Annotated in this window: 17 protein-coding genes; 10 read left to right on the forward strand and 7 right to left on the reverse strand. The window is 54.5% G+C overall.

All coding sequences use genetic code 11. The features are described 5' to 3' along the window. The first annotated feature begins 18 nt into the window (after nt 1-18). From K6K13_RS18525 to K6K13_RS23465, 4 genes are read left to right on the forward strand one after another with little or no spacing between them, the layout of a single operon-like run. Entirely contained in the window at nt 19-1,827 is a 1,809-nt protein-coding gene (locus K6K13_RS18525; protein ID WP_222158300.1) for an extracellular solute-binding protein, read from the forward strand. Continuing rightward, a complete protein-coding gene (locus tag K6K13_RS18530) occupies nt 1,827-2,891 on the forward strand; it encodes a microcin C ABC transporter permease YejB (RefSeq protein WP_222158301.1) in 1,065 nt (354 codons plus the stop codon). Before K6K13_RS18525 ends, K6K13_RS18530 begins: the two co-directional genes overlap by 1 nt. Then, nucleotides 2,888-3,949, forward strand: a complete 1,062-nt coding sequence (locus K6K13_RS18535) for an ABC transporter permease (protein ID WP_222158302.1) — start codon at nt 2,888-2,890, stop codon at nt 3,947-3,949. Before K6K13_RS18530 ends, K6K13_RS18535 begins: the two co-directional genes overlap by 4 nt. A gap of 32 nt (nt 3,950-3,981) precedes the next feature. Beyond that, nucleotides 3,982-5,547, forward strand: coding sequence for an ABC transporter ATP-binding protein (locus tag K6K13_RS23465; protein WP_222158303.1), 1,566 nt, complete (start codon nt 3,982-3,984; stop codon nt 5,545-5,547). Between the two features lie 113 nt (nt 5,548-5,660). On the opposite strand, the gene proY is transcribed toward K6K13_RS23465, so the two are convergent. The 6 genes from proY to phoB form a co-directional block, all read right to left on the reverse strand. Then, complete coding sequence (proY, locus tag K6K13_RS18545) at nt 5,661-7,037, reverse strand: proline-specific permease ProY (RefSeq protein ID WP_222158304.1); 1,377 nt, start codon at nt 7,035-7,037, stop codon at nt 5,661-5,663. A 74-nt stretch (nt 7,038-7,111) separates the two neighbouring features. Further along, entirely contained in the window at nt 7,112-8,431 is a 1,320-nt protein-coding gene (gene brnQ, locus K6K13_RS18550) for a branched-chain amino acid transport system II carrier protein (RefSeq protein ID WP_222158305.1), read from the reverse strand. Between the two features lie 464 nt (nt 8,432-8,895). Continuing rightward, entirely contained in the window at nt 8,896-10,008 is a 1,113-nt protein-coding gene (locus tag K6K13_RS18555) for a cobalamin-independent methionine synthase II family protein (RefSeq protein WP_222158306.1), read from the reverse strand. Nucleotides 10,009-10,368: 360 nt separating this feature from the next. Continuing rightward, nucleotides 10,369-11,313, reverse strand: a complete 945-nt coding sequence (locus tag K6K13_RS18560) for a PstS family phosphate ABC transporter substrate-binding protein (protein WP_222158307.1) — start codon at nt 11,311-11,313, stop codon at nt 10,369-10,371. Nucleotides 11,314-11,325: 12 nt separating this feature from the next. Then, on the reverse strand, nt 11,326-12,648 hold the full coding sequence (gene phoR, locus K6K13_RS18565) for a phosphate regulon sensor histidine kinase PhoR (RefSeq protein ID WP_222158308.1): 1,323 nt from the start codon (nt 12,646-12,648) through the stop codon (nt 11,326-11,328). A gap of 66 nt (nt 12,649-12,714) precedes the next feature. After that, a complete protein-coding gene (phoB, locus tag K6K13_RS18570; RefSeq protein WP_195315276.1) occupies nt 12,715-13,404 on the reverse strand; it encodes a phosphate response regulator transcription factor PhoB in 690 nt (229 codons plus the stop codon). A 469-nt stretch (nt 13,405-13,873) separates the two neighbouring features. Here phoB and sbcD point away from each other — a divergent pair, with 469 nt between their 5' ends. After that, nucleotides 13,874-15,097, forward strand: a complete 1,224-nt coding sequence (sbcD, locus tag K6K13_RS18575) for an exonuclease subunit SbcD (protein WP_222158309.1) — start codon at nt 13,874-13,876, stop codon at nt 15,095-15,097. Beyond that, nucleotides 15,094-18,783: an AAA family ATPase gene (locus K6K13_RS18580; RefSeq protein WP_222158310.1), complete on the forward strand. Its 3,690-nt coding sequence runs from the start codon at nt 15,094-15,096 to the stop codon at nt 18,781-18,783. The genes sbcD and K6K13_RS18580 overlap by 4 nt, the downstream gene beginning before the upstream one ends. Nucleotides 18,784-18,810: 27 nt before the next feature. On the opposite strand, the gene mak is transcribed toward K6K13_RS18580, so the two are convergent. Next, a complete protein-coding gene (gene mak, locus K6K13_RS18585; RefSeq protein ID WP_222158311.1) occupies nt 18,811-19,719 on the reverse strand; it encodes a fructokinase in 909 nt (302 codons plus the stop codon). Between the two features lie 190 nt (nt 19,720-19,909). Here mak and rdgC point away from each other — a divergent pair, with 190 nt between their 5' ends. The 4 genes from rdgC to mdtI all read left to right on the forward strand — a co-directional run bounded on the left by rdgC (nt 19,910) and on the right by mdtI (nt 22,487). Beyond that, the gene (gene rdgC, locus K6K13_RS18590; protein ID WP_222158312.1) at nt 19,910-20,821 is read left to right on the forward strand and encodes a recombination-associated protein RdgC; all 912 of its coding nucleotides are present in this window, start codon (nt 19,910-19,912) and stop codon (nt 20,819-20,821) included. A 24-nt stretch (nt 20,822-20,845) separates the two neighbouring features. After that, on the forward strand, nt 20,846-21,319 hold the full coding sequence (locus tag K6K13_RS18595; RefSeq protein ID WP_222158313.1) for an NUDIX hydrolase: 474 nt from the start codon (nt 20,846-20,848) through the stop codon (nt 21,317-21,319). Between the two features lie 483 nt (nt 21,320-21,802). Next, nucleotides 21,803-22,171: a multidrug/spermidine efflux SMR transporter subunit MdtJ gene (mdtJ, locus tag K6K13_RS18600; protein WP_222158314.1), complete on the forward strand. Its 369-nt coding sequence runs from the start codon at nt 21,803-21,805 to the stop codon at nt 22,169-22,171. After that, complete coding sequence (mdtI, locus tag K6K13_RS18605) at nt 22,158-22,487, forward strand: multidrug/spermidine efflux SMR transporter subunit MdtI (protein WP_222158315.1); 330 nt, start codon at nt 22,158-22,160, stop codon at nt 22,485-22,487. Before mdtJ ends, mdtI begins: the two co-directional genes overlap by 14 nt. The last annotated feature ends 2 nt before the right edge of the window (nt 22,488-22,489 follow it).

The following is a 22,489-nucleotide window of genomic DNA, read 5'->3' on the forward strand; positions in this document are numbered from 1 at the left end:
CGTGGTGCCCAACGTAAAGTGGCTGCGGGGAGATGTGCACTCGGCTGTGCCTTGGTGTTGACGCTGATGCCGGTGGCACAGGCAGCCGTGCCAACAGTGCACGGTCTGGCACTTTACGATAATCCGATGCTGCCCGCTGATTTTGATCACTTTCCCTACGTCAACCCCCGTGCGCCGAAAGGGGGTACGCTGGTTCGTTCAGTACAGGGCAGTTTCGATTCCACCAACCCCATGATTATCAACGGCACCGCCGCCGCGGGATTAAAAGCATTGGGCAGTGGATTGGTGTATGAGTCACTGATGGTGCATAGCACGGATGAACCTTTTACCGAGTATGGACTGATCGCCTCCGGCATTCGACTGAACCCGGCACGCCGATGGATTGAGTTTGATATTCACTCTGATGCCCGCTTCAGCGATGGCGTCCCGGTGACCGCAGCCGATGTAAAATTCAGCTTCGAACTGTTACGGCAGCAGGGATTACCCTTGTATCGTGGCTACTACGCTGATGTGCTGGACGTCACGCTCCCCAATCCCAGCACGGTTCGTTTCGCTCTGGCAGAGAACAACTCACGTGAATTGCCGCTTATTCTGGGGCAATTCCCCATACTGCCTGCACATATCTGGCGTGGCCGAGATTTCACTCGGCCAACACTGGATATTCCCATCGGATCCGGCCCCTATCGTGTGACCAAGGTATCTCCGGGATCACAGATTGAATACCAGCGTAACCCGGAATATTGGGGCCGCGATCGGCCAGTCAATCGGGGGCGTTACAACCCTGACCGCATCATCTATGACTACTACCGTGACGATAGTGTCGCACTGGAAGCGTTTCTTGCGGGTCAGGTGGATTACCGGTTGGAAACCTCATCCTCACGCTGGATGAACGACTATCGCGGCCCGGCAGTGGCTCGGGGCGATATTCAAAAAATCACAGTGAAACGGGGATCGCCCGCCCCGATGCAGGCCTGGGTGATGAACCTGCGCAACCCGATGTTCCAAGATAAACGGGTACGCGAAGCATTAGCACTGGCTTTTGATTTCGATACTGTCAACCGCTTGTTTTTCTATCAACTTTACCAGCGAACACAGAGCTTTTTTGAGGATTCTGACATGGGAGCCACGGGCAGCCCTCAGGGCAAAGAACTGGCGCTGCTGCGCACCTTGGGCACGAAAATTCCGCCAGCGGTAATTGACAACGCACTGCCCGATAACACGGTGTTACATCGTTACCAGCGCTTGGATAAAGCATTCCATCTGTTGCAACAGGCAGGCTACCAAATCAAACAACAACGGTTAGTGGATGCCACAGGCAAAGCCTTCACGTTTGAACTGTTGCTCTCCGACAGCGGGTTACAGCGCCTTGCATTACCCTACGTGCAGAATCTGGCCCGACTTGGGATTCAAGTCCGGATCAGTGTTATCGATCCTGCCCAGTACCAAATCCGGCTTCAGCAGCACCGATTCGATATGATCCATGATGTTTTTGGTCAATCCAACAGTCCGGGCAATGAACAACGCTATTACTGGACCAGTGACTATGCCGATGTACCGGAAAGTAACAATACGCCAGGCATCAAAAACCCCGCGATTGATGCGCTGGTTGACGCCCTGATCAGAGCCGATACGCGGGAAGATCTGTTGGCGGCGACCCGCGCGTTAGATAGGCTGTTGCGTTTCAATGCCTATGTGGTGCCGTTATACCACGCGGCGGGGTATAACATGGCGCTGTCACGGCGTCTTAATCGGCCTGTTCTTCAACCCCGCTACGGCGTTGACATAGAATCCTGGTGGCTCACACCGAGTGCTGGAGAGACGCGCTGATGATGCACTATCTCGTTCGCCGCGTGTTGCTGATGGTGCCCACCCTGCTCGGCATCTTGTTGCTCAATTTTGCCATCATTCAATCTGCACCGGGCGGACCAGTGGAGCAAATGCTGGCGCGCATGAACACACTGGGTGCCGAACACAGTCTCTTTGGTGGCAATAATGATGGGGTATCCCAATCCGGCACCGCACATAGTGAGGGGCTGGATCAGGTTTTTATCGATCAGCTCAACCACCAGTTTGGCTTTGACAAACCCTGGTGGCAGCGCTTTGCCTGCATGGTTGGCGATTACATTCAGTTCAATTTCGGCGACAGTTTTTTTCGTGGTGTCAGCGTGGCAACCTTGATTCAGGAGCGGCTTCCGGTCACTGTCTCTCTCGGATTATGGACCATGCCATTGATGTATTTGGTCTCCATTCCACTCGGCATTGCCAAGGCGGTCAAGCACGGTTCGCGCTTCGATAGCCTGACATCCAGCATCATTATTATCGGTTATGCGGTACCCGGTTTTTTGTTCGCCTCACTGTTGATCACTTTTTTTGCCGGTGGACAATACTTTCACTGGTTCCCATTACGCGGGTTGGCGTCAGGGAATGCAGAATCGCTGTCTACCTGGGGCAGAATTGCCGACTATTTTCATCATATTGCACTGCCGGTGCTGGCAAATACGGTGGGCAGTTTTGCTGCACTGACGCTGCTGACCAAAAACAGCTTTCTGGATGAAATTCATCGTCAATATGTGCTGACCGCGCGCGCTAAAGGTGCCAACAACCGGCAAGTGTTGTATGGCCATATCTTTCGCAACGCCATGCTGATTGTGGTGGCCGGTTTACCGGGGTCTATTGCCGCTATTTCTATCAGTGGCTCGTTGTTGATTGAATATATGTTCTCTTTGGAGGGAATGGGTTTTCTGGGTTATGAAGCGATTCTGACGCGAGATTATCCGGTTATTTTTGGCACGCTATATTTATTCACCCTGATCCATTTACTGGTAAAAATAATGAGTGACCTGCTTTATTCATGGATCGATCCACGTATTCATTTTGAGGGCAGATCATGACAAATGAAACTGCGGCTATTTATCAACCCACACGTTTTTCTCCATTAACACAGCGTCGTGCACGACTTTTTTTCTCTAACCGTAAAGTGGTTATTGCCTGTGTTTTATGGCTGATATTAATTGTCATCGGGTTATTTGCCGATGCGATCGCTACAGATAAACCCTGGTTGCTTAAGTACGATGGAAACGTTTACTTTCCCTTATTGTTTGATTATCCGGAAACCACCTTTGGCGGCACATTACCTACGCTGGCTAATTACAGCGATCCCCAGGTACAACACTGGATATTAAGTAAAGGGTATTGGGTTCGGGCCCCGGTTCCCTGGACATGGGAAACGATCGACATTGCCAATACACAGACGGTGCCTTCCCCACCCTCGAGCCGCCACTGGTTGGGCACTGATGACGCGGGTCGCGATGTACTGGCCAGAGTCATTTACGGTATTCGTATCTCGCTGCTGTTCGCCGTGATTGTCAGCACCGGGGCCGTTGTGCTCGGTACGCTGATCGGCGGCATCCAGGGCTACTGGGGCGGACGGATCGATCTCTATGGACAGCGTTTTATTGAGATATGGGCCGGGCTTCCTACCCTGTTTATACTGATGATCCTCTCAAGCATGGTCACCTCCAGTTTGGGCTGGTTAACACTGACAATGGTGATGTTTTCCTGGCTGAGTCTGGTGGACATCGTGCGCGCTGAATTCTTACGCACACGCAATCAGGACTACGTGGTGGCCGCTACGCTGATGGGCCTGCCAGCCAGAACGGTGATGTGGCGTCATATATTGCCTAACGCCATGATCTCGACCCTGACATTTTTACCCTTCACCTTTACCGGGGCTATTACCACGTTGACATCACTGGATTTTCTCGGTTTTGGGCTACCACCGGGCTCCGCCTCACTGGGGGAGTTGATCAATCAGGCTCGCAACAATCCACAGGCCACCTGGCTGGCGGTCACCGCGTTTTTCTCACTGACGCTACTCCTGTCACTGATGGTGTTTATTGGGGAAGGGCTACGTGATGCTTTCGATCCCCGTTATGAGCGTCGTCAATAAATCACGCTCGCCACAGCCTAAGGAGGCACTCCGTGCAACACCTACTAGACGTCACACAACTGCGCATAGCTAACGCGGAGCGCTGCCTGGTTGACGGACTCGACTTTCACGTTCAACGCGGTGAAACCCATGCCTTGGTGGGAGAATCGGGTTCTGGCAAATCCATCAGCGCACTGTCACTGCTCGGTCTGCTCCCCCGTAGCTTGCAGGTCAGCGGCAGCATCAAACTCGATGGGATGGATCTTTCACTGCTGGATGAGCGCACTCTCATCCGTCATCGAGGTCAAACCGCCAGTTTTATTTTTCAGGAACCGATGACCTCACTCAATCCGTTACACACCATCGGCAAACAAGTGATGGAAGCCATTGCGTTACACCGCAAACGGACAGTGCAGCAATTGCGTCAGGAAGCCATGGTACTGTTGGATCGCGTGAAACTGGGCGCATCACCGCGCTGGTTCGATGCTTTTCCACATACGCTTTCCGGTGGGCAGCGCCAGCGGGTGATGATCGCGATGGCAATGGCTAACCGTCCCTCGCTATTGATTGCCGATGAACCCACGACGGCACTGGATGTCACGGTGGCGCGGGACATTCTCGATTTGCTTAATGAAATAAAAAACAGTGAAGGTATGGGGCTGGTGCTGATCACCCACGATCTCAACCTGGTCAGGCGCTATGCCGATAATGTCAGTGTGATGCGGGCAGGAAAATGCATCGAACAAGGGCCAGTACAGCAGGTGCTGACTGCACCAACAACCCACTATACCCGCGCGTTGATTGCCGCCGAACCAGAGGGACGTCCCCATCCCGTCGAGCCTCAAGCAAAGGAGGTTCTGTCCATTGAAAACCTGAGTGTCACCTACCCTGGCCAGCGACGCTGGTTGAGAAAAGTTCCGCCCACCGCCCCTACGCTGACGAATATCAGCCTAACCGTGAAACAGGGGGAAACCTTGGGGATTGTTGGGGAATCAGGCTCCGGTAAATCCACATTGGCAAAAGCCATACTGGGATTACAACCGGGAGAAGGGAAGATCGTCTTTCTCGGCCAACGCGTCGATCGCTGGTCGCTGTATGACTGGGGAACTTTACGCAATAAGCTACAGTATGTGTTTCAAGACCCTTACGGAGCACTGTCACCGCGCATGAGTGTGTTTGATATTGTCAGCGAAGGGCTACTCTACCAACAAAAGCAGCTTTCTCTCGAACAAGTACACCAGCGTGTAAGCAAGGTACTACAGGACGTAGAATTGAATGAAACCTTAGCCGCACGCTATCCTAATGAGTTATCTGGCGGACAGCGCGCACGTATTGCCTTGGCGCGCGTCTTGATCCTTAATCCAGCACTGTTGATCCTGGATGAACCTACCGCAGCGCTCGACAGGTTGGTGCAAAAAAAACTGATCGTGCTATTACGCGATTTACAGATGGAATATGGCCTGAGCTATTTGTTCATTAGTCACGATATGTCCGTCGTCAAAGCGCTGGCACACCGAGTACTGGTATTAAAATCGGGACAGGTCGTGGAACAAGGCGATATGCACAACCTGTTCCACCATCCACAATCCAGCTATACACGCAGATTGGTCGAGAGTTGATCAGCCAGGGTTTATCGGTTACCGCTTCAGGCGCACAGCACGTGTTCGCCTGAAGGCTTCCCATCAGGATGATGCGTTTACCGCATCAGCACTCTGTTCACTCTCAACACCATTTACGCGTTGTTATTCGCCAGCTTTTGCCATTTCTGTTTAAAGGCATAGCCCAACAGCAGAAGCGCTATCCACAACACGCCCACGTAGAGGGAAACGCGCGTTTCTTCGAAGTAACCAATCAGCCCGATGATAAACACTAGGAACACGATACCGACTACCGAAGACGCCACGCCCCCCGGCAGTGGGAACGCCAATGCTTTCACCTCGTTCTCACTCAAACGACGACGGAACGCAATTTGTGAACAGAGGATCATGATCCACACCCACACGGTGGCAAAGGTTGCCAGCGACGCAATCACCAAAAACACTTTGCCCGGCATGATGTAGTTCAGATAAACCGCCACCAGCAGCGCAGCCATCATCACAACGACCGTGACCCACGGAATACCGCGTTGCGACACTTTGGCAAAGACCTTGGGGGCGTTGCCCTGCTCGGCCATGCCGTGCATCATGCGGCCCACGCCAAACACGTCGCTGTTAATTGCCGACAGAGACGCTGTGATCACCACAAAATTCAGAATGCCTGCGGCGGCCGTGATACCAAGGTGCTGGAAGGTCAGCACAAACGGGCTGCCTTCTGTCCCCACCTGGTTCCAGGGATAAATCGACATGATGACAAACAGCGTGCCTACATAGAACACCAGGATGCGCCACGGCACTGAGTTAATCGCACGCGGAATGGATTTATGCGGATCTTTAGCTTCACCTGCGGTGATACCAATAATTTCAATACCGCCGTAGGCAAACATCACCAGTTGCAGCGACAGGACCATGCCCATCACGCCGTTACTGAAGAAACCGCCGTGGCTCCACAGGTTACTGATTCCAGTGGGCTGACCACCGTTACCGATACCCCACACGATAATCCCGATGCCCGCCACAATCATGATGATGATGGTGGCGACCTTGAAGAACGAGAGCCAAAACTCCAGCTCACCGAACACCTTCACGCTCATCAGGTTAATGGCACCAATGATCAGCACCACGCTCAACACCCAAATCCAGTGCGGCACATCAGGGAACCAGACGCTCATGTAGATACCAAATGCGGTCACATCCGCGATGGCAACGATAAGGATCTCAAAGCAGTAGGTCCATCCGGTGATGTAGCCCGCCATCGGCCCCAGGTAATCCTGGGCGTAGCGGGAAAAGGAGCTGGCCTGCGGGTTATTGACCGACATCTCTCCCAGCGCCCGCATAATGATATAGGCGATAACACCACCGATGATATAAGCCAACAGCACGCTGGGTCCTGCCATCTGAATGGCACTGGCCGAGCCATAAAACAGCCCAGTACCAATCGCCGATCCGAGTGCAATGAAGCGGATGTGCCGCGTGCTTAACCCACGCTTTAGCTTAGCGGATTGTTGTTCCATAAATTAAGCCGCCCTGTCTTACAAAAGAAAAACCACAGGCGGCAGCCTGTGGTGAAAAATGCAGCGTTAGTGCGTTATTGGTGCGCCGTCTCTTCCTGACGCCCACTTAGCCGATCATAAATAACCGCGGCCAGCAGCACCACCAGTGACGGTGGCAACCAGGCCAATCCCTGTTCACCTAAAGGCAAGTTCAGGCTCCAGGCTGGCAGCAATGGCGCAAAGGTCGATGATTTTACCCCATCAATCAGGCCGAATAACAGGCTGATTAACATGACCGGGGCCACAATACGCGAAGCCTGATTCCACCAGCGCAAAGTAAAACTCAGCAAAACCAGAATGATACAGGGCGGATAGATCGCTGTCAGCACCGGAATGGAAAGCTGAATCAGATGACTTAACCCCAGATTAGCCACTAACGCCGAGAAGCCACCCAGCACAAATACCAGCGTGCGGTAGGAAAATGGCAAATACTGGGAGAAAAATTCGGCGCAGGCACAGGTCAGGCCAACCGCCGTCACCATGCAGGCGATAAAAATCAACAATGCCAGAAAACCGCTGCCCATGCTGCCAAAGGTGTGCTGCACATAAGCATGCAGAATTTCCGCCCCGTTTTGCGCGTTAGGAATCAGCTCGCCGCTCACCGAGCCCAGCTTAAACAGGCTCAGATAGACCAACGTCAATCCGACGCCAGCAATCAAACCTGCCCAAATGGTGTAACGGGTCAGTAGCCTAGCATCGGTCACGCCGCGTGAACGGGCGGCATTGACGATAACAATGCCGAATACCATGGCACCCAGGGTATCCATGGTCAGGTAACCGTTCACAAAACCGTTAGAAAACGGCACGGTTTGATAGACCTCGGTCGCCGGGATCGGCGAACCCGCCGGCCACATCACCGCCGCCAATCCCAGAACCGCCAGCGCCAGAATTTTTAACGGTGCCAGTACATGGCCGACCGTATCCAGCAGACGACCCGGATAGAGAGAAATGCCGATCACCAGCGCAAAATAGACCACGCTATAGATGAGCAACGGCGTGGCAGCATCGCCAAACAGCGGAGCCAATCCGACTTCGAACGATACCGTGGCAGTACGCGGTGTAGCGAACAGCGGTCCGACGGCCAGATAACACACGGTCGCCAGCAGAACGCCAGCCTTATGGCCAATGGGGGAGCTCAGCGCATCAACGCCACCGCCCACGCGCGCCAGCGCTACCACGGTTAACACCGGTAGGCCAACCGCAGTGAGCAAAAAGCCAAGCGCGGCGGTCCAGACGTGTTCACCCGCCTGCAAACCCACGATCGGCGGGAAAATGATGTTCCCCGCCCCGACAAACAGCGCAAAGGTCATAAACCCCAGCGCCACGATATCTTTGGATGTTAAACGATGACTCATAGTTACGTTGTGTTGCCTGTATATAAATGCGACAAAATGGGAAGACGCACTGCGACGTGGTATAAATTATTCTTATCACGCAGACGTTATAGGGCGCTAAGTAAAACGTTTATAGCAATAAAAGACAAGTAGTGATCCAAAATGCGAAGTATTACGCCAACCTAACAGAAATAGTCAGCACATAATATCACTACTCACACAACCTTCCGCACATGATTTGTGCATTTAGCGTCTTTGCCTTGCAATAAAACCAGTATAAAAACGCGTAATACGCGCAAAACGGACATAAAAGAGGCGATACTTCAGCATAAGAAGCGCTTTTTGCTGCAAAAGGGGACAAGTCGCAGGGGATTACGCGGTAAACGGTGTGAACCGATTTGCAGATTGTGACACCCCACGGCGGAGCGTCGAAGTTACACCGGGGATAGCGGATTCGCGTCCCCCCGGTGCTATGCGTTCGTGTATTAGTTGCCCCACACGGCGGCAGCGGTATCCACAACCAGACGCAGCTTGGCCCACTGCTGTGCTTCCGTCAGGCTGTTGCCCTCTTCCGTGGAAGCAAAACCACACTGTGGGCTGAGGCAAAGCTGTTTGATATCAACATATTTCGCGGCTTCCGCGATGCGCGCCTTCAGCAAGGCCGGATCTTCCAACTCGCCGTTTTTGGTTGTCACCAGACCCAGCACCACTTGCTGGTGTCCCGGTTTGATGAAACGCAGCGGCTCGAATCCCCCTGAGCGATCGTTATCATACTCAAGGAAAAACTCGTCCACATTGACGTCGCCAAACAGGATCGATGCCACTGGCTCATACCCGCCTTCAGAAATCCAGGTAGAACGGAAGTTGCCACGGCATACGTGCAAACCGATCGTCAGGTCGGCTGGTTTGCCTACCAATGCTTTATTCAACACGTCGGCATAGATACGGGCCAGCTGTTCCGGATCTTCACCGCGTTCGCGAATTTGGCGTTTTTGATCGTCTGAGCACAGGTAAGCCCATACGGTATCATCCAGTTGCAGATAGCGGCAGCCTGCGGCGTAGAAAGCATGAATCGCATCGTGCCAGGTCTGCGCCAGATCGTCGAAATAAGCATCCAGCGTTGGGTAAACCTGACTGTCGATGGCCTTGCGTCCACCACGGAAATGGAACACGCTCGGACTAGGAATCGTCATCTTGGCGGTCACATCACCCGCGATGCTGTTCAGGTAGCGAAAATGCGCCAGCATCGGGTGCTGTTGGTTAAAGCTGACTTTGCCCGTCACCTTGATGGCACGAGACTTGGTTTGGATACCGTTAAACTGGATACCGTGGTCCGCTTCGAAAGCCTCTACCCCGTTCAGCCCTTCGAAAAAGTCGAAATGCCACCAAGCGCGACGGAATTCACCGTCGGTGACCACCTGAAGCCCGGCTTCACGTTGCAACGCAACTGCACGCAAAATTTCTGCATCTTCTACGGCGCGCAGTTGCTCCGCATTAATGGCACCGGACTGGAATTGCAGGCGTGCTTCTTTGATGGCGGCGGGACGCAGCAGGCTACCGACCACATCGGCGCGGAAAGGGGGAAGTACTTTAGCCATGATAAACTCCTGATCTTTCGCAACCGCGCCCGTACGTTGCAGCGTGAGGCAAGCGGCATTGCAAAGTAGTTTCAAAATGAATAGTCACAACGCACAGTAATCACGCCTTATATTTATTTAGACATCTGGACGGCTAGAAGGTAGGTAAATCCTGTCATGGCAGCAGAGTGAGGGCAATAGAATAATTTTCACTTTCCGCGACTAACATGAATAAAATTCACGTCAGACTGATGAAAAAGTCACTTTTCCCCTGGTTATTTCCGGCGAAAGCCGGGGATGGCTACCAGAATGAACGCGTTTCACCTGCACAAGATTCCCGCCTTCGCGGGAATGACGGTGATGGGTGAGAATGATGGCGTGTTACAGGCCGAGTTGCTGGCGTGCGGTAACGCGCACAGGCTCAGGCAAGGGAAGATAGCCATCCTGACTCACCAGATTTTGCCCAGTGGTAGACAGAACCCGATCCATGAAGGCGGCCGTCAGGCTATCCAGCGCGCGCTCTGGCGCTTTGTTGACATAAATATAGAGATAGCGCGCGTAGGGATAACGCCCACTGCGAATATTGTCCACCGTCGGCGCAACGTAGTCGTTTCCCTGCGCCGCCAGCGGCAACATTTTCACTCCGCTGGCGCGAAAACCGATGCTGGCATAACCAATCGCCTGTGTGGAAGTGGCCACAGCCTGAACTACCGACGCAGAACCCGGTAGCTCATTCACCAGCGGCAAGAAATCACCGCCACATAGCGCTTGCTGCTTAAAAAAACCGTAGGTGCCCGACGCTGAGTTACGCCCGTAGCGCAACACGCGGCGCGATGCCCATTCCCCGCTCAACCCGAGGTCGCGCCAGTGAGTGACGGTTTGCGTCGCCCCACAGCGATGGGTAATGGAGAACAGCGCATCGAGCTGTTGCACGTTCAACCCCGGCAGCGGATTATCCTGATTCACTAACACCACCAGCGCATACATCGCCACTGGCACAGCCAATGGTGGATACCCGTAGCGTTGCACAAAGGCCTCAATCTCACTGGCCTTCATGGCACGGCTCATCGGACCAAGCTGTGCCGCGCCGGAGGCAAGTGCCGTCGGTGCCGATGACGACCCCGCCACCTGCATCTGTACGTTAACGCTGGGATAATGCTGGTTGAAATCGGCGGCCCAAAACGCCATCAGCGTCGCCAAGGTGTCAGAGCCGGCACTGGAGAGGTTACCCGCCAGCATTTGCTCACTGCGCGCAATGTGGCTCCAGCCACTGAGTAACAGCGCAGTACAGAGCAATAAACCCGAAAAACGCGGGGCTGGCATCATAGGTCATATCCATCAAGCCGAAGGGGTGGTGCTATTCTCCGACAGAGAGGCAGGGACAATCAACCGGTTAGGAAGCGTAAACATAAAACGTGCTCCGGCACCGGGTTCACTGAGGATCTCCAACCGCGAATCATGATGGCTGAGCGCATGCTTGACGATGGCAAGCCCCAATCCGCTGCCACCCGTTTGGCGCGATCGGGCTTTGTCCACGCGGTAAAAACGCTCCGTCAGGCGAGGGATATGCTCGGCGGCGATACCAGGACCATTATCGCTGACCTGAAATTGCGCGCCTTGGCTGATTTTTTGCCAGCACACTTCAATGCGCGTGCCATCCGGCGTGTGATTAACCGCGTTGTACACCAGATTGGAGAAGGCGCTGTGCAACTGCTCTTCATTGCCATAAACGCTCAACCCATCGTTGATGCGAAACACAATTTCATGACGCTCCTGGCTCAGCGTCTGAGCTTCACGTTGCAGTATGCGCAGCATACGTGGCACATCGACCTTTTCCGACAGATTGATCGGTGCCGCCGCTTCGATTTTCGATAACGTGAGCAACTGTTTCACCAACCCGTCCATGCGCCGCGTCTGCTCCTGCATGGTCGAGAGTGCTTTGCTGCGTAAGGCACCGTCCAGCGAATCGTCCTGCATCATCTCCAGATAGCCTTGCAGCACAGTGAGCGGAGTGCGTAATTCATGGCTGACGTTGGCAAAGAAATTACGCCGTGCCCCTTCCAGTTGGTGCATCTGGGTGATGTCGCGCACCACCATCAACAATTGCCCTTCCGAGTAAGGCATAACACGGAATTCAACATGGTGAGCATTGATCAATTGCAGGGTCAAGGCGCGGGTGAAATCCTGCTGGCGCATGTATTGGGTGAACTCGGGATAGCGCAACAAATTGAGGATATTCTGGCCGTTATCTTCAGGCCAACGCAGGCTGAGCAAATGCTGGGACAAGCCGTTGCACCAGATAATGGTGCCCTCTTCGGTAGTGATCACCACGCCGTCGGGTAGCGACTCGGCACCGCTGCGAAAACGTTTGATCAGCAAAGCCAGCTCACGCCGCCGCCGCCGATTACGCAGCTGCATTTGGTACAGCCCGTAAAACAGCGGCTCCCAGCTCCAGCGTCCGGGTGGTGGCGTCATACTGCGATCGACCCACAGCCAGTAGGAGAGCTTAAGCTGGTTGTAATAATTCCAGCCAAGTACCACCAGCACAGCCGCCAGCATAAACCAGGGCAGGTAGCCGAAAATCAATCCCAGCAGCAGGGCGGGCAAGCAAAAAAAAGCCAGCTCCGATGCCAGCTTTTTCCACGAAAGACGTTCTAACACGTTAAAAATTCTCCGCTTTGGCGGTATTCAGCCACGATGTCGCGCACGCTATGGCTCACACGCACATCAATAACGCGTAGAAAAACGGTACCCCGTTCCCCGGACCGTTTGCACCATTTTATCGTGTCCGCTGGTTTCCAGCGCCTTGCGCAAGCGACGAATATGCACGTCCACAGTACGATCCTCAACATAAACGTTAGTTCCCCAAACGTTATTGAGCAACTGCTCGCGGCTGTATACACGCTCAGCGTGCGTCATAAAGAAATGCAGCAGCTTGAATTCGGTCGGCCCCATCTCCAGTGCGTGCTGTTCGGTGGTAACGCGATGCGAGGTTGGGTCTAGGCTCAGCCCCCGCATTTCGATCACCTCTTCCACCGCCATCGGTGAAATACGGCGCATCACCGCCTTGATGCGTGCGACCAATTCTTTAGGCGAGAACGGCTTGGTGATGTAATCATCCGCACCAACCTCAAGCCCACGCACGCGATCTTCCTCTTCTCCACGCGCCGTCAACATCATAACCGGGATATCCCGCGTCAGCGCTTCGCGCTTCATGTGCTTGATAAACTGCAACCCCGAGCCTCCTGGCAGCATCCAGTCCAGCAGCACCAAATCCGGATAGGGCTCGGACAAACGCGTCACGGCGCTGTCATAATCTTCCGCTTCAACGGACTGATAGCCGTTTTGCTCTAACACGAAGCACACCATTTCACGAATCGGCGCTTCATCTTCTACGACCAGTATGCGTCTTGCCATTGTTCATCCTGCCGTTAGTCAGCGTATGAAACGCGTCAACAATAACGAAATCTCACCATTGCCCACTTTACCTAAAAGGTGCCTGAGCGGCTTATCTTCTGTGGGCGAAAGCAGTATGCGTCAGTTTTATGACAGATTTATGAAAACCCACATTGAAGGTAACACCCTGTTTAGCAGTTGTTTCCAAAATTTTCACGGTGATAACGACAGTCTCCGCCCTCACTGCTTATACCCGTCATACTGCACGTTGCAGATGCGTTGGCTGCATTCATTATTCGGCCCATCCCTGGGCCTCACCTCTTACGAGGCCGCCGCACACGGCGTTCAAATCTGCTCCCTGCAGATTTGTCACCCGCATCACTTACCTGAGTAAGCTCATCGGGATTCGTTCATTTACCGCCTTCCTGCAACGCGAATTATTTAGGGTATAATCGCCCTACACGCGATAGCACGTCTAACAGGAAACGCCATGCGTATCATTCACACCGCAGACTGGCATCTTGGCCAATATTTTTATACTAAAAGCCGCGCACCTGAGCATCAAGCGTTTCTCGACTGGCTCATCGAGCAGATAACCGACCATCAGGTCGATGCGCTGATTGTGGCCGGTGATATCTTTGATAACGGTGCGCCGCCGAGTTACGCACGCGAGATGCTCAACCGGTTTGTGGTAGCTTTGCGCACCACCGGGTGCCAGTTGGTGTTGCTGGCCGGAAATCACGATGCGGTGGCGACCCTGAATGAATCACGGGACCTGCTGGCGTGCCTCAATACCCGTGTTATCGCCAACGTCACCGAGGATGCAACGCAGCAGGTATTTGCACTCAATACCCGTCAAGGTGTGCCCGGCGCAATTCTGTGCGCCATCCCTTTCCTACGCCCACGCGACATCCTGCGCAGCCTGGCAGGTCAATCCGGCGTGGAAAAACAGGTCGCCTTGCAGGACGCCATCAGCGAACATTACGCGCAATGCTACCAGCACGCCTGCGATTTACGCGACACGCTAGCAGTACCCCTGCCGATTATCGCCACCGGACACCTGACTACGGTCGGGGTTACCGCTTCGGAAGCGGTACGCGAGATCTACATCGGCTCGCTCGATGCCTACCCGGTGCAGGCCTTTCCGCCTGCCGATTATATCGCCCTTGGCCATATCCACCGCCCACAACGCGTAGGACACAGCGAGCATATCCGCTACAGCGGTTCCCCGATTGCCCTGAGTTTTGATGAACTTGGCAGTGAAAAATCGGTCGCGTTGATCGACTTCCCGCCAGGCGTTCCCCCGGAGATAACGCTACTGCCCGTACCGGTGACGCAACCGATGCGCCTGATAAAAGGCAATCTGGCGGACATTGAGCAGCAGTTGCACAACCTACCCGCTCCCAAAGCGGGGCAACGCATCTGGCTGGATATTGAGATCGCCACCGACACCTACCTTAGCGACATGCAGCAGCGTATTCAGCAGGTAACGCACACATTGCCCGTCGACGTGTTGCTGTTACGGCGCAACCGTGAGCAGCGTATGCAGGCGATTGCGCGCGAAAAGAAAGAAACGCTGGACGAATTATCCCCACAGGACGTTTTCGAACGCAAACTGGCGCTGACCGACATAGCACAGGAACAGCAAGCACGGCTGCGCCCACTGTTCGATGACATAGTCCGCGACGTCACCGAAGGAGCGCCGCAAGCATGAGAATCCTGAGTTTACGGTTAAAAAACCTTAACTCGCTCAAAGGCGAATGGAAGATCGATTTCACGCAGGAGCCGTTTGCCAGCAACGGGCTGTTTGCCATCACCGGCCCGACTGGCGCGGGCAAAACCACGCTGCTGGATGCCATCTGTCTGGCGCTTTATCACCAGACACCGCGGCTGAATACGCTCTCCGCTACGCAAAACGAACTGATGACGCGCAACACCGCCGACTGTCTGGCTGAAGTGGAGTTTGAGGTCAAAGGCATCGGCTATCGCGCGTTTTGGAGTCAACGCCGCGCCAAAGATGCGGCAGACGGCAACCTGCAAACCCCGAAAGCCGAGCTGGCGCTGATCGCAGACGGTAAGATCCTCACGCAAAAGTTGTCCGAAAAACTGGCTCACACCGTCCGTATTACCGGGCTGGATTTTGAGCGTTTTACCCGTTCAATGATGCTCTCACAGGGGCAATTTGCCGCGTTTCTCAATGCCGAACAGAATAAACGTGCAGAACTGCTGGAAGAGCTGACCGGAACGGTGATCTATGGCGAGATTTCCAGTCGGATCTATGAGCAGCATAAGGCCGTTAAGCTGGCATTGGACACGCTACAAGCACGCGCCTCGGCCATTGCATTGTTGGATGACAGTGAGCGACAAACCGTACTGGCAGCACTGACGCAGCGACAGCAGGAAGAGAAAGGGTTGCGGGAAAAACGTGAGCAAGCACTGACACACCAGCAATGGCTGACTCAAGAACGGCTTCTTCAGCAGGACTTACGCCAAAAGCAGCAGCAGGCCGAGGCAGCCGAGCAGGCTCAACGTGATGCCGAGCCCGATCGATTACGGCTGGAACGTGACGAACCAGCAGAAAAATTGCGCCCCTTGCAGCGCGAGCGCGAACGCACTCAGTTGGCTCGGGTTGCAGCACAAACGCGTGAAACGGCGTTAGCCCAGCAGCACACTGCCAGTCAGACAGCACATCAGCAGCAACAGCAGTTGTTGCTGCAAGCGCAACAAGCACAGCAGCAACACAATGCAGCACGCCAGCAGGAAGAAGGACTGATTGCGCAACAGGTAATACCGCTCGATCAGCAAATCGCACGCCAAGGGGAGCGTTGTGCCGAACATCGGCAAGCGTTGACCCAAACGCAAACGCAGCGTGATAACGAACAACAGCAACTGGCGGAGTTGCTTCGTCAGCGCGATACATTGAAAATCCAGCGAGAAACCCGACTCAACTACCAGCAGCAGCATCCCCATCACCGTCACTGGAGCGAGCAGCTTGGCGCGTGGCGTGCGGCATTTCAGGAGCAGCAACGCCTGTCTGGAGAACTGACCGCTAATGGTACGCAGCAGCAGCGCCTGACAAACGCGGAACAAGAGCTGGCGCGCAAGCAGGTGGCACTGATCGAACAGCGTAGCGCGCAACAGCAGCGCTACGACACCTTGCAGCATCAATGCGAACAGCAGCAACAGGTGTGGCAACAGGCAGAAACGGCGAATCCGATTGCCGGTTTGCGTGAACGTTACGCGGCACACCAGCGAGCACGACAAGCGCGGCGGCAGTTCGGAGAATTGACACAACGACTCAGCAACCTGCGTCAACAACAGCAAAATAGCGCCAGCAAAGGGATCAAGCTGGATCAGCGTTTTCAAGCCGACACCGAGATTAACGACACGAAACGCGCAGACAGTCAGCGTCTGGAGCAGCAGTTGAGCGATGTCGAACAGCGTGTCGAACTGGAAAAGCGCATCGTTAAGTTGGAGGCTGAACGCGCACAGTTACAACCGGGAGAGGCCTGCCCGCTGTGTGGCTCAACGCACCATCCGGCGATTGCAGAGTATCAAACGCTGACGCACACCGCGTCCGAGGCGCAAGGGCTGGTGGCACAACTGCGCACGCTATGTCAGCAGGCGCGCAGCGAATTGGCGCAGCGCGAGGGCGCGCTCTCCGCCCTGGCAAAACAGCGCGATGAACTTCAGGCCGAGCGGGCCGAACAGGAAAAGCGGTACCAAGCGTGCTATAACGACTGGCAACAGGTGAGTGAGCATTTACACGTAACCTTCACGCCTGAGCAGGAACAAGAGATTGCCGAATGGCTGACGACCTGCGATCGCGAAGCAGATACCCTGTTTAGCCAGATAGAAGCGCAAGAGCAGCTGCAACGCAGCTGGCAAGAAAGTAAGGATTCACTGACCGCTGCGCAGCAGCAGCGTCAGGAAACAGAGCAGCAGCTTGCCTTGCTGCAACAGCGTATTCAAGCGCACCGGGAAGGGCTTGCCGAGGCCGCACACAAACAGCAACAGCTCACCGCGGCGTTGACAACACAGCAAGAAACACTCGCCGCGGCGCTCGCGCCCTATGCGTTGGTTCCACCAGCACTTGCCGAACAACAGCACTGGCTGGCAGAACGTGCCACCGAAGCGGAGCGTTGGAAAACCACCGAACAGCAGTTGCAGCACGATGACAACACGCTGGCCTCACTGCATGCCACCGTGCAGGAACGGAAAAAAACGTTACAGGCACTCGATGCGAGCGCCACACTACAGCAGACACAATGGCAGGATGGGGAAAAACAGCTGGCAGCCTTGCGCCAGCAACGCCACGCCCTGTTTGGCGATCGCGACACGCAGCAGGTACGTCAGGAATGGCGGCAGAACAGCGAACAGCATCAGCAGCGCGTTGATAAGTTAGCCGTCGTGCTGCAAGAGGCAGCGGCACAGCTCGCCCAACTAGCGGGAGCGTTGGCAGGTCAACGCACACACTGCGAACACTGTGTAGACGCAGAACAGCAAGCCACAGCCCAGTTTGCGACAGCCTTGGCGCGCAGCCCCTTCACTGATGAAGCTGCGTTCCAGCAGGCGCTGCTGAATGATGATACGCGTCAGGTGCTGCGCACTAAACTCGACGCAGTGCGTCAGGCCGTCACAGAAACCCAAGCGCTGCGACAGCAGGCTACCGCCGGGTTGAGTACGCATCTGGCACAGCGCCCGCCAACCGGACCGGATGACGACGAGACCACAACGCCTGAACAACGGCTGGAACAGCTTGATAGCGCGCTGAAAACCAATCTCTATCAACAAGGTGAATGCCAACAACGGCTGCGCAACGATGAGATGCAACGGGATAAACAGCAAGCACTGCTACAAGAGATCGAACAACAGAGCCAGCAGTATGCTGACTGGAGCTGCCTCAACGATCTTATTGGCTCGCAAAGCGGTGATAAATTCCGCAAGTTCGCTCAGGGGCTAACGCTCGATCATCTGGTATATCTGGCCAACCTGCGCCTTGCCCACCTGCACGGTCGTTATCAGCTACAACGTAAAACCGATGATGAGCTTGGCCTGCATGTGCTCGACACCTGGCAGGCCGATGCGGTGCGCGACACTCGCACCCTGTCGGGCGGTGAGAGCTTTTTGGTCAGCCTGGCGTTAGCGTTGGCGCTCTCCGATCTGGTGAGCAACAAAACCCGTATCGATTCGCTGTTTCTGGATGAAGGGTTTGGCACCCTAGACGCGGATACGCTGGACAGCGCGCTGGATGCGCTGGATAACCTCAATGCCACCGGCAAAACCATTGGCGTCATCAGCCACGTGGAGGCGATAAAAGCGCGTATCTCGACGCAAATCAAGGTCAAAAAGGTAAATGGGTTGGGCGTAAGTCAGCTTGATGAGCGCTACGCCCTGTAGCGCTCTGCTTATACAGGCGTAAACGCGTTATGCCGCCGGCCACAGCCAGGCGGCACCGCGCACACCGCTGGAATCACCGTGGGTGGCCTGACGAATCGGCGTGGTGCACTCCTGACCGAAGATCCACGGGGTTATCAGCGCGGGCAGCGTCTGATAAAAACGCGGGACATTGCTCATCCCGCCCCCCAACACCACCACGTCGGGATCCACTAAATTGATCACGTGTGCGATGGATTTGGCCAGACGTTGCTCATAGCGTTGCAGCGCCTGTTCTGCACCACTATCCCCTTGGCGTGCCAATGAGACAATGGTTTCCCCATTGCAGGCATGGCCCGAGACATGGCGATAGTCGGCAGCGAAACCGGTGCCGGAAATAAAGGTTTCAATGCATCCGCGTTGACCACAATAGCAAGGCACCGCTTGCGCAAACTGGCGTTCTTGCTCATTCTGCAAGGGCAAAGGGTTATGCCCCCATTCGCCAGCGATGCCGTTGCGCCCGGCGTGAGCACGTCCGTTGAGCGCAATGCCCGCACCACAGCCGGTACCGATAATAATGGCAAACACCACATCGAGTCCGGCTCCGGCACCGTCCACCGCTTCAGACACCGCCAGACAATTAGCGTCATTGGCGAGGCGCACCGGGCGCTGCAACAGCGCGGAGAGATCGTTATCCAACGGCTGGTCGTTCAACCACACCGAATTGGCGTTTTTGAAGTGGTGGGACAACGGCGACAGGGTGCCGGGGATCCCCACGCCGACGCTCCCGGTCATGCCGGTGGCCTTTTCGGCCTCGTTGACCAGCGTAGCAATGGTGTGCAACGTTGCCTGATAGTCATCACGCGGCGTCGGCAGACGATGGCGGAACAGCGTTTCACCGTAGTCCCCCAGTGCGATGACCTCCGTTTTGGTGCCACCCAAATCAATTCCAATACGCACACCGCCTCCTCAGAAAATTCCTATAATGCATGAATAAATATCACAGTTTTCACGCACCTGGCACAAAGTAACTTTATTGTAGTGTATACCGAATCCACCATTACGCGCTGCACTCGCGCGCCAAATCCGCTATGATGCGTCCCTCCCCTTTTCATCCGCGTGTCACGCACGCACCGCCAGGGATAACACCATGCTGTGGTTTAAAAATGTTATTATTTATCGCCTGAACCGCGATATCGCCCTTTCCACTGATGCGTTAGAAAAGCAGTTGAGTGAATTCGCCTTTACCCCCTGCGGAAGCCAGGATCTCTCTCGCACCGGTTGGGTATCCCCGATGGGCGCTCACAGTGATGCACTGACCCACAGCGTTAACGGCCAGTTGCTGCTCTGCGCACGCAAAGAAGAAAAGATGCTGCCCTCTCCGGTGATCAAGCAGGCACTCCAGGCCAAAATCGACAAGCTGGAAGCCGAGCAGCACCGCAAACTGAAAAAAACTGAAAAAGATACCCTGAAAGATGAAGTGCTGCATACGCTGCTGCCGCGCGCCTTCAGCCGTTTCAGTCAGGTGTGGCTATGGATTGATACCGTTAACCAGTTGATTATGGTTGATGTTGCCAGCGCCAAAAAAGCCGAAGATACGCTGGCGCTGTTGCGCAAAACCCTGGGCTCACTGCCCGTCGTGCCCCTGACGCTGGAAAACCCTATTGAACTCACACTGACCGAATGGGTGCGCTCTGGCGATGTGCCAGCCGGTTTCACCCTGCAAGACGAAGCCGAATTGAAAGCGATTCTGGAAGACGGCGGGGTGATCCGCTGTAAGAAGCAAGATCTGGTGAGTGATGAAATCGCCGTGCATATCGAAAAAGGGAAAGTGGTAACCAAACTGGCCCTCGACTGGCAGGAACGCATCCAACTGATACTGGCAGAAGATGGCACGCTGAAACGCCTCAAGTTCGCCGACACGCTGCGTGAGCAGAACGACGATATCGACAGAGACGATGTGGCTCAACGCTTTGATGCCGATTTTATTCTGATGACCAGCGAGCTTTCTGCGCTAACGACCAATCTGGTTGAAGCGTTGGGTGGCGAAGCGCAGCGCTAAACAAAACAGGGAAGAGAGGGCGTTATGCGACATGAAATTCCGGTGCGCTGCTTTTCTATCGCGCTTTATGTACTGCGCCCAGCGCAGGCCGGTTATCAAGTCCTGCTGCTGCGGCGCAACGGCCATACCCAGCCGGGACAGTGGTGCCAGATAGCCGGTGGTATTGAAGCCGGAGAAAGCGCCTGGCAAACAGCGCGCCGTGAAGCGCAAGAAGAGACGGGATTACAGTTAACCGACCTCTACTCAGCGGATCGCTGTGAGCAGTTTTACGAAGCGGATAACAATGGCCTGACGCTGGTGCCGGTGTTTGTGGCTTATGTCGCTGCCGACGCCGACATTGTGCTTAACGCTGAGCACAGCGAATTCCATTGGGCAACGTTTGAAGAAGCGACCCAAATGCTGCCCTTCCCCGGCCAGCGTGACATCCTGCATCACATTCATCGTTACTTTGCCGAACAACATCCACATCCCCTGCTACGGATGCCGTTAGACGCTTAACGCCTATTGCAATAAGCCTGATGGCATAACTGCCAGCGGTGCAGAATCGGTCTGCGCCGCTCGCTAAACCAACATACAATGGCGCACAGTCAAACCGAGTGCTGGTTTGCTTTCCCCGATAAGGCATGCTACAAATACACCAGCGTAATATTCTTTTAATTCAGAGGAATGTGGACAAATCGCATCATATGCGGCGGGTAATACAACATTATCATGAAGAAAATACAAAGCAAAACCATCATTACTTCCATCTACATGTTATTCCTTTCAGCCATTCTTGCCAGTGAGCATCACTGGTGTAGCGAACTTTAGGTTTCTCTCTGAATTCAGCGATGGCAGCGCAGTGTTGCGCGTTTGTCTGCTGAGCCACCTCTTTATGGCGTCTGGGTACCGACCTCTGCGTTATCGATGTACCGCGTTTTCACAGGGATATCACCGGGCATTATCCAGAGGCGACGCGTCACCCTATCAGGGAGAAATAGAATGATTTACTGGATCTTTTTAGTCTGCGCGATCGCGGCAGAAATTATCGGCACCTTGAGCATGAAATACGCCAGCCTGAGCGGTAGTCCGCTAGGCCATATGGTGATGTATAGCATGATTGCACTCTCCTACCTTTTGCTATCGTTCGCCATCAAGCGTGTAGCAATGGGCGTGGCCTATGCGCTGTGGGAAGGTATCGGCATTATTTTTATTACGTTGTTTAGCGTCATGCTGTTTGATGAATCCCTTTCGGTGTTAAAAGTCATCGGGTTGGCAATATTGTTGGTGGGTATCCTGCTGGTGAAATCGGGCGTACGTAAAGCCCCTACTGCCAGCGCAACGCGAGGAAATCATCATGTTACCGTTTGAGTGGCAGCATGCAGCGTTCCTGGGACTGGCCATCGTGTTGGAAATTGCCGCCAACATTTTCCTGAAGTTATCGGACGGCTTTCGCAACCTGTGGCTTGGGATGTTATCGCTGATAAGTGTACTGGCCGCATTTAGTGCACTGGCGCAAGCCGTAAAAGGCATCGATCTCACCGTTGCTTACGCACTGTGGGGGGGATTTGGTATTGCAGCTACCGTGGCAGCCGGATGGATATTGTTCGGCCAACGTCTCAACAAAAGCGGTTGGATTGGATTGGGGCTGCTATTGCTGGGCATGGTGCTGATTAAAGTCGCGTAATA

Origin of the sequence: Symbiopectobacterium purcellii, assembly GCF_019797845.1 — a bacterium.
Classification (GTDB): domain Bacteria; phylum Pseudomonadota; class Gammaproteobacteria; order Enterobacterales; family Enterobacteriaceae; genus Symbiopectobacterium; species Symbiopectobacterium purcellii.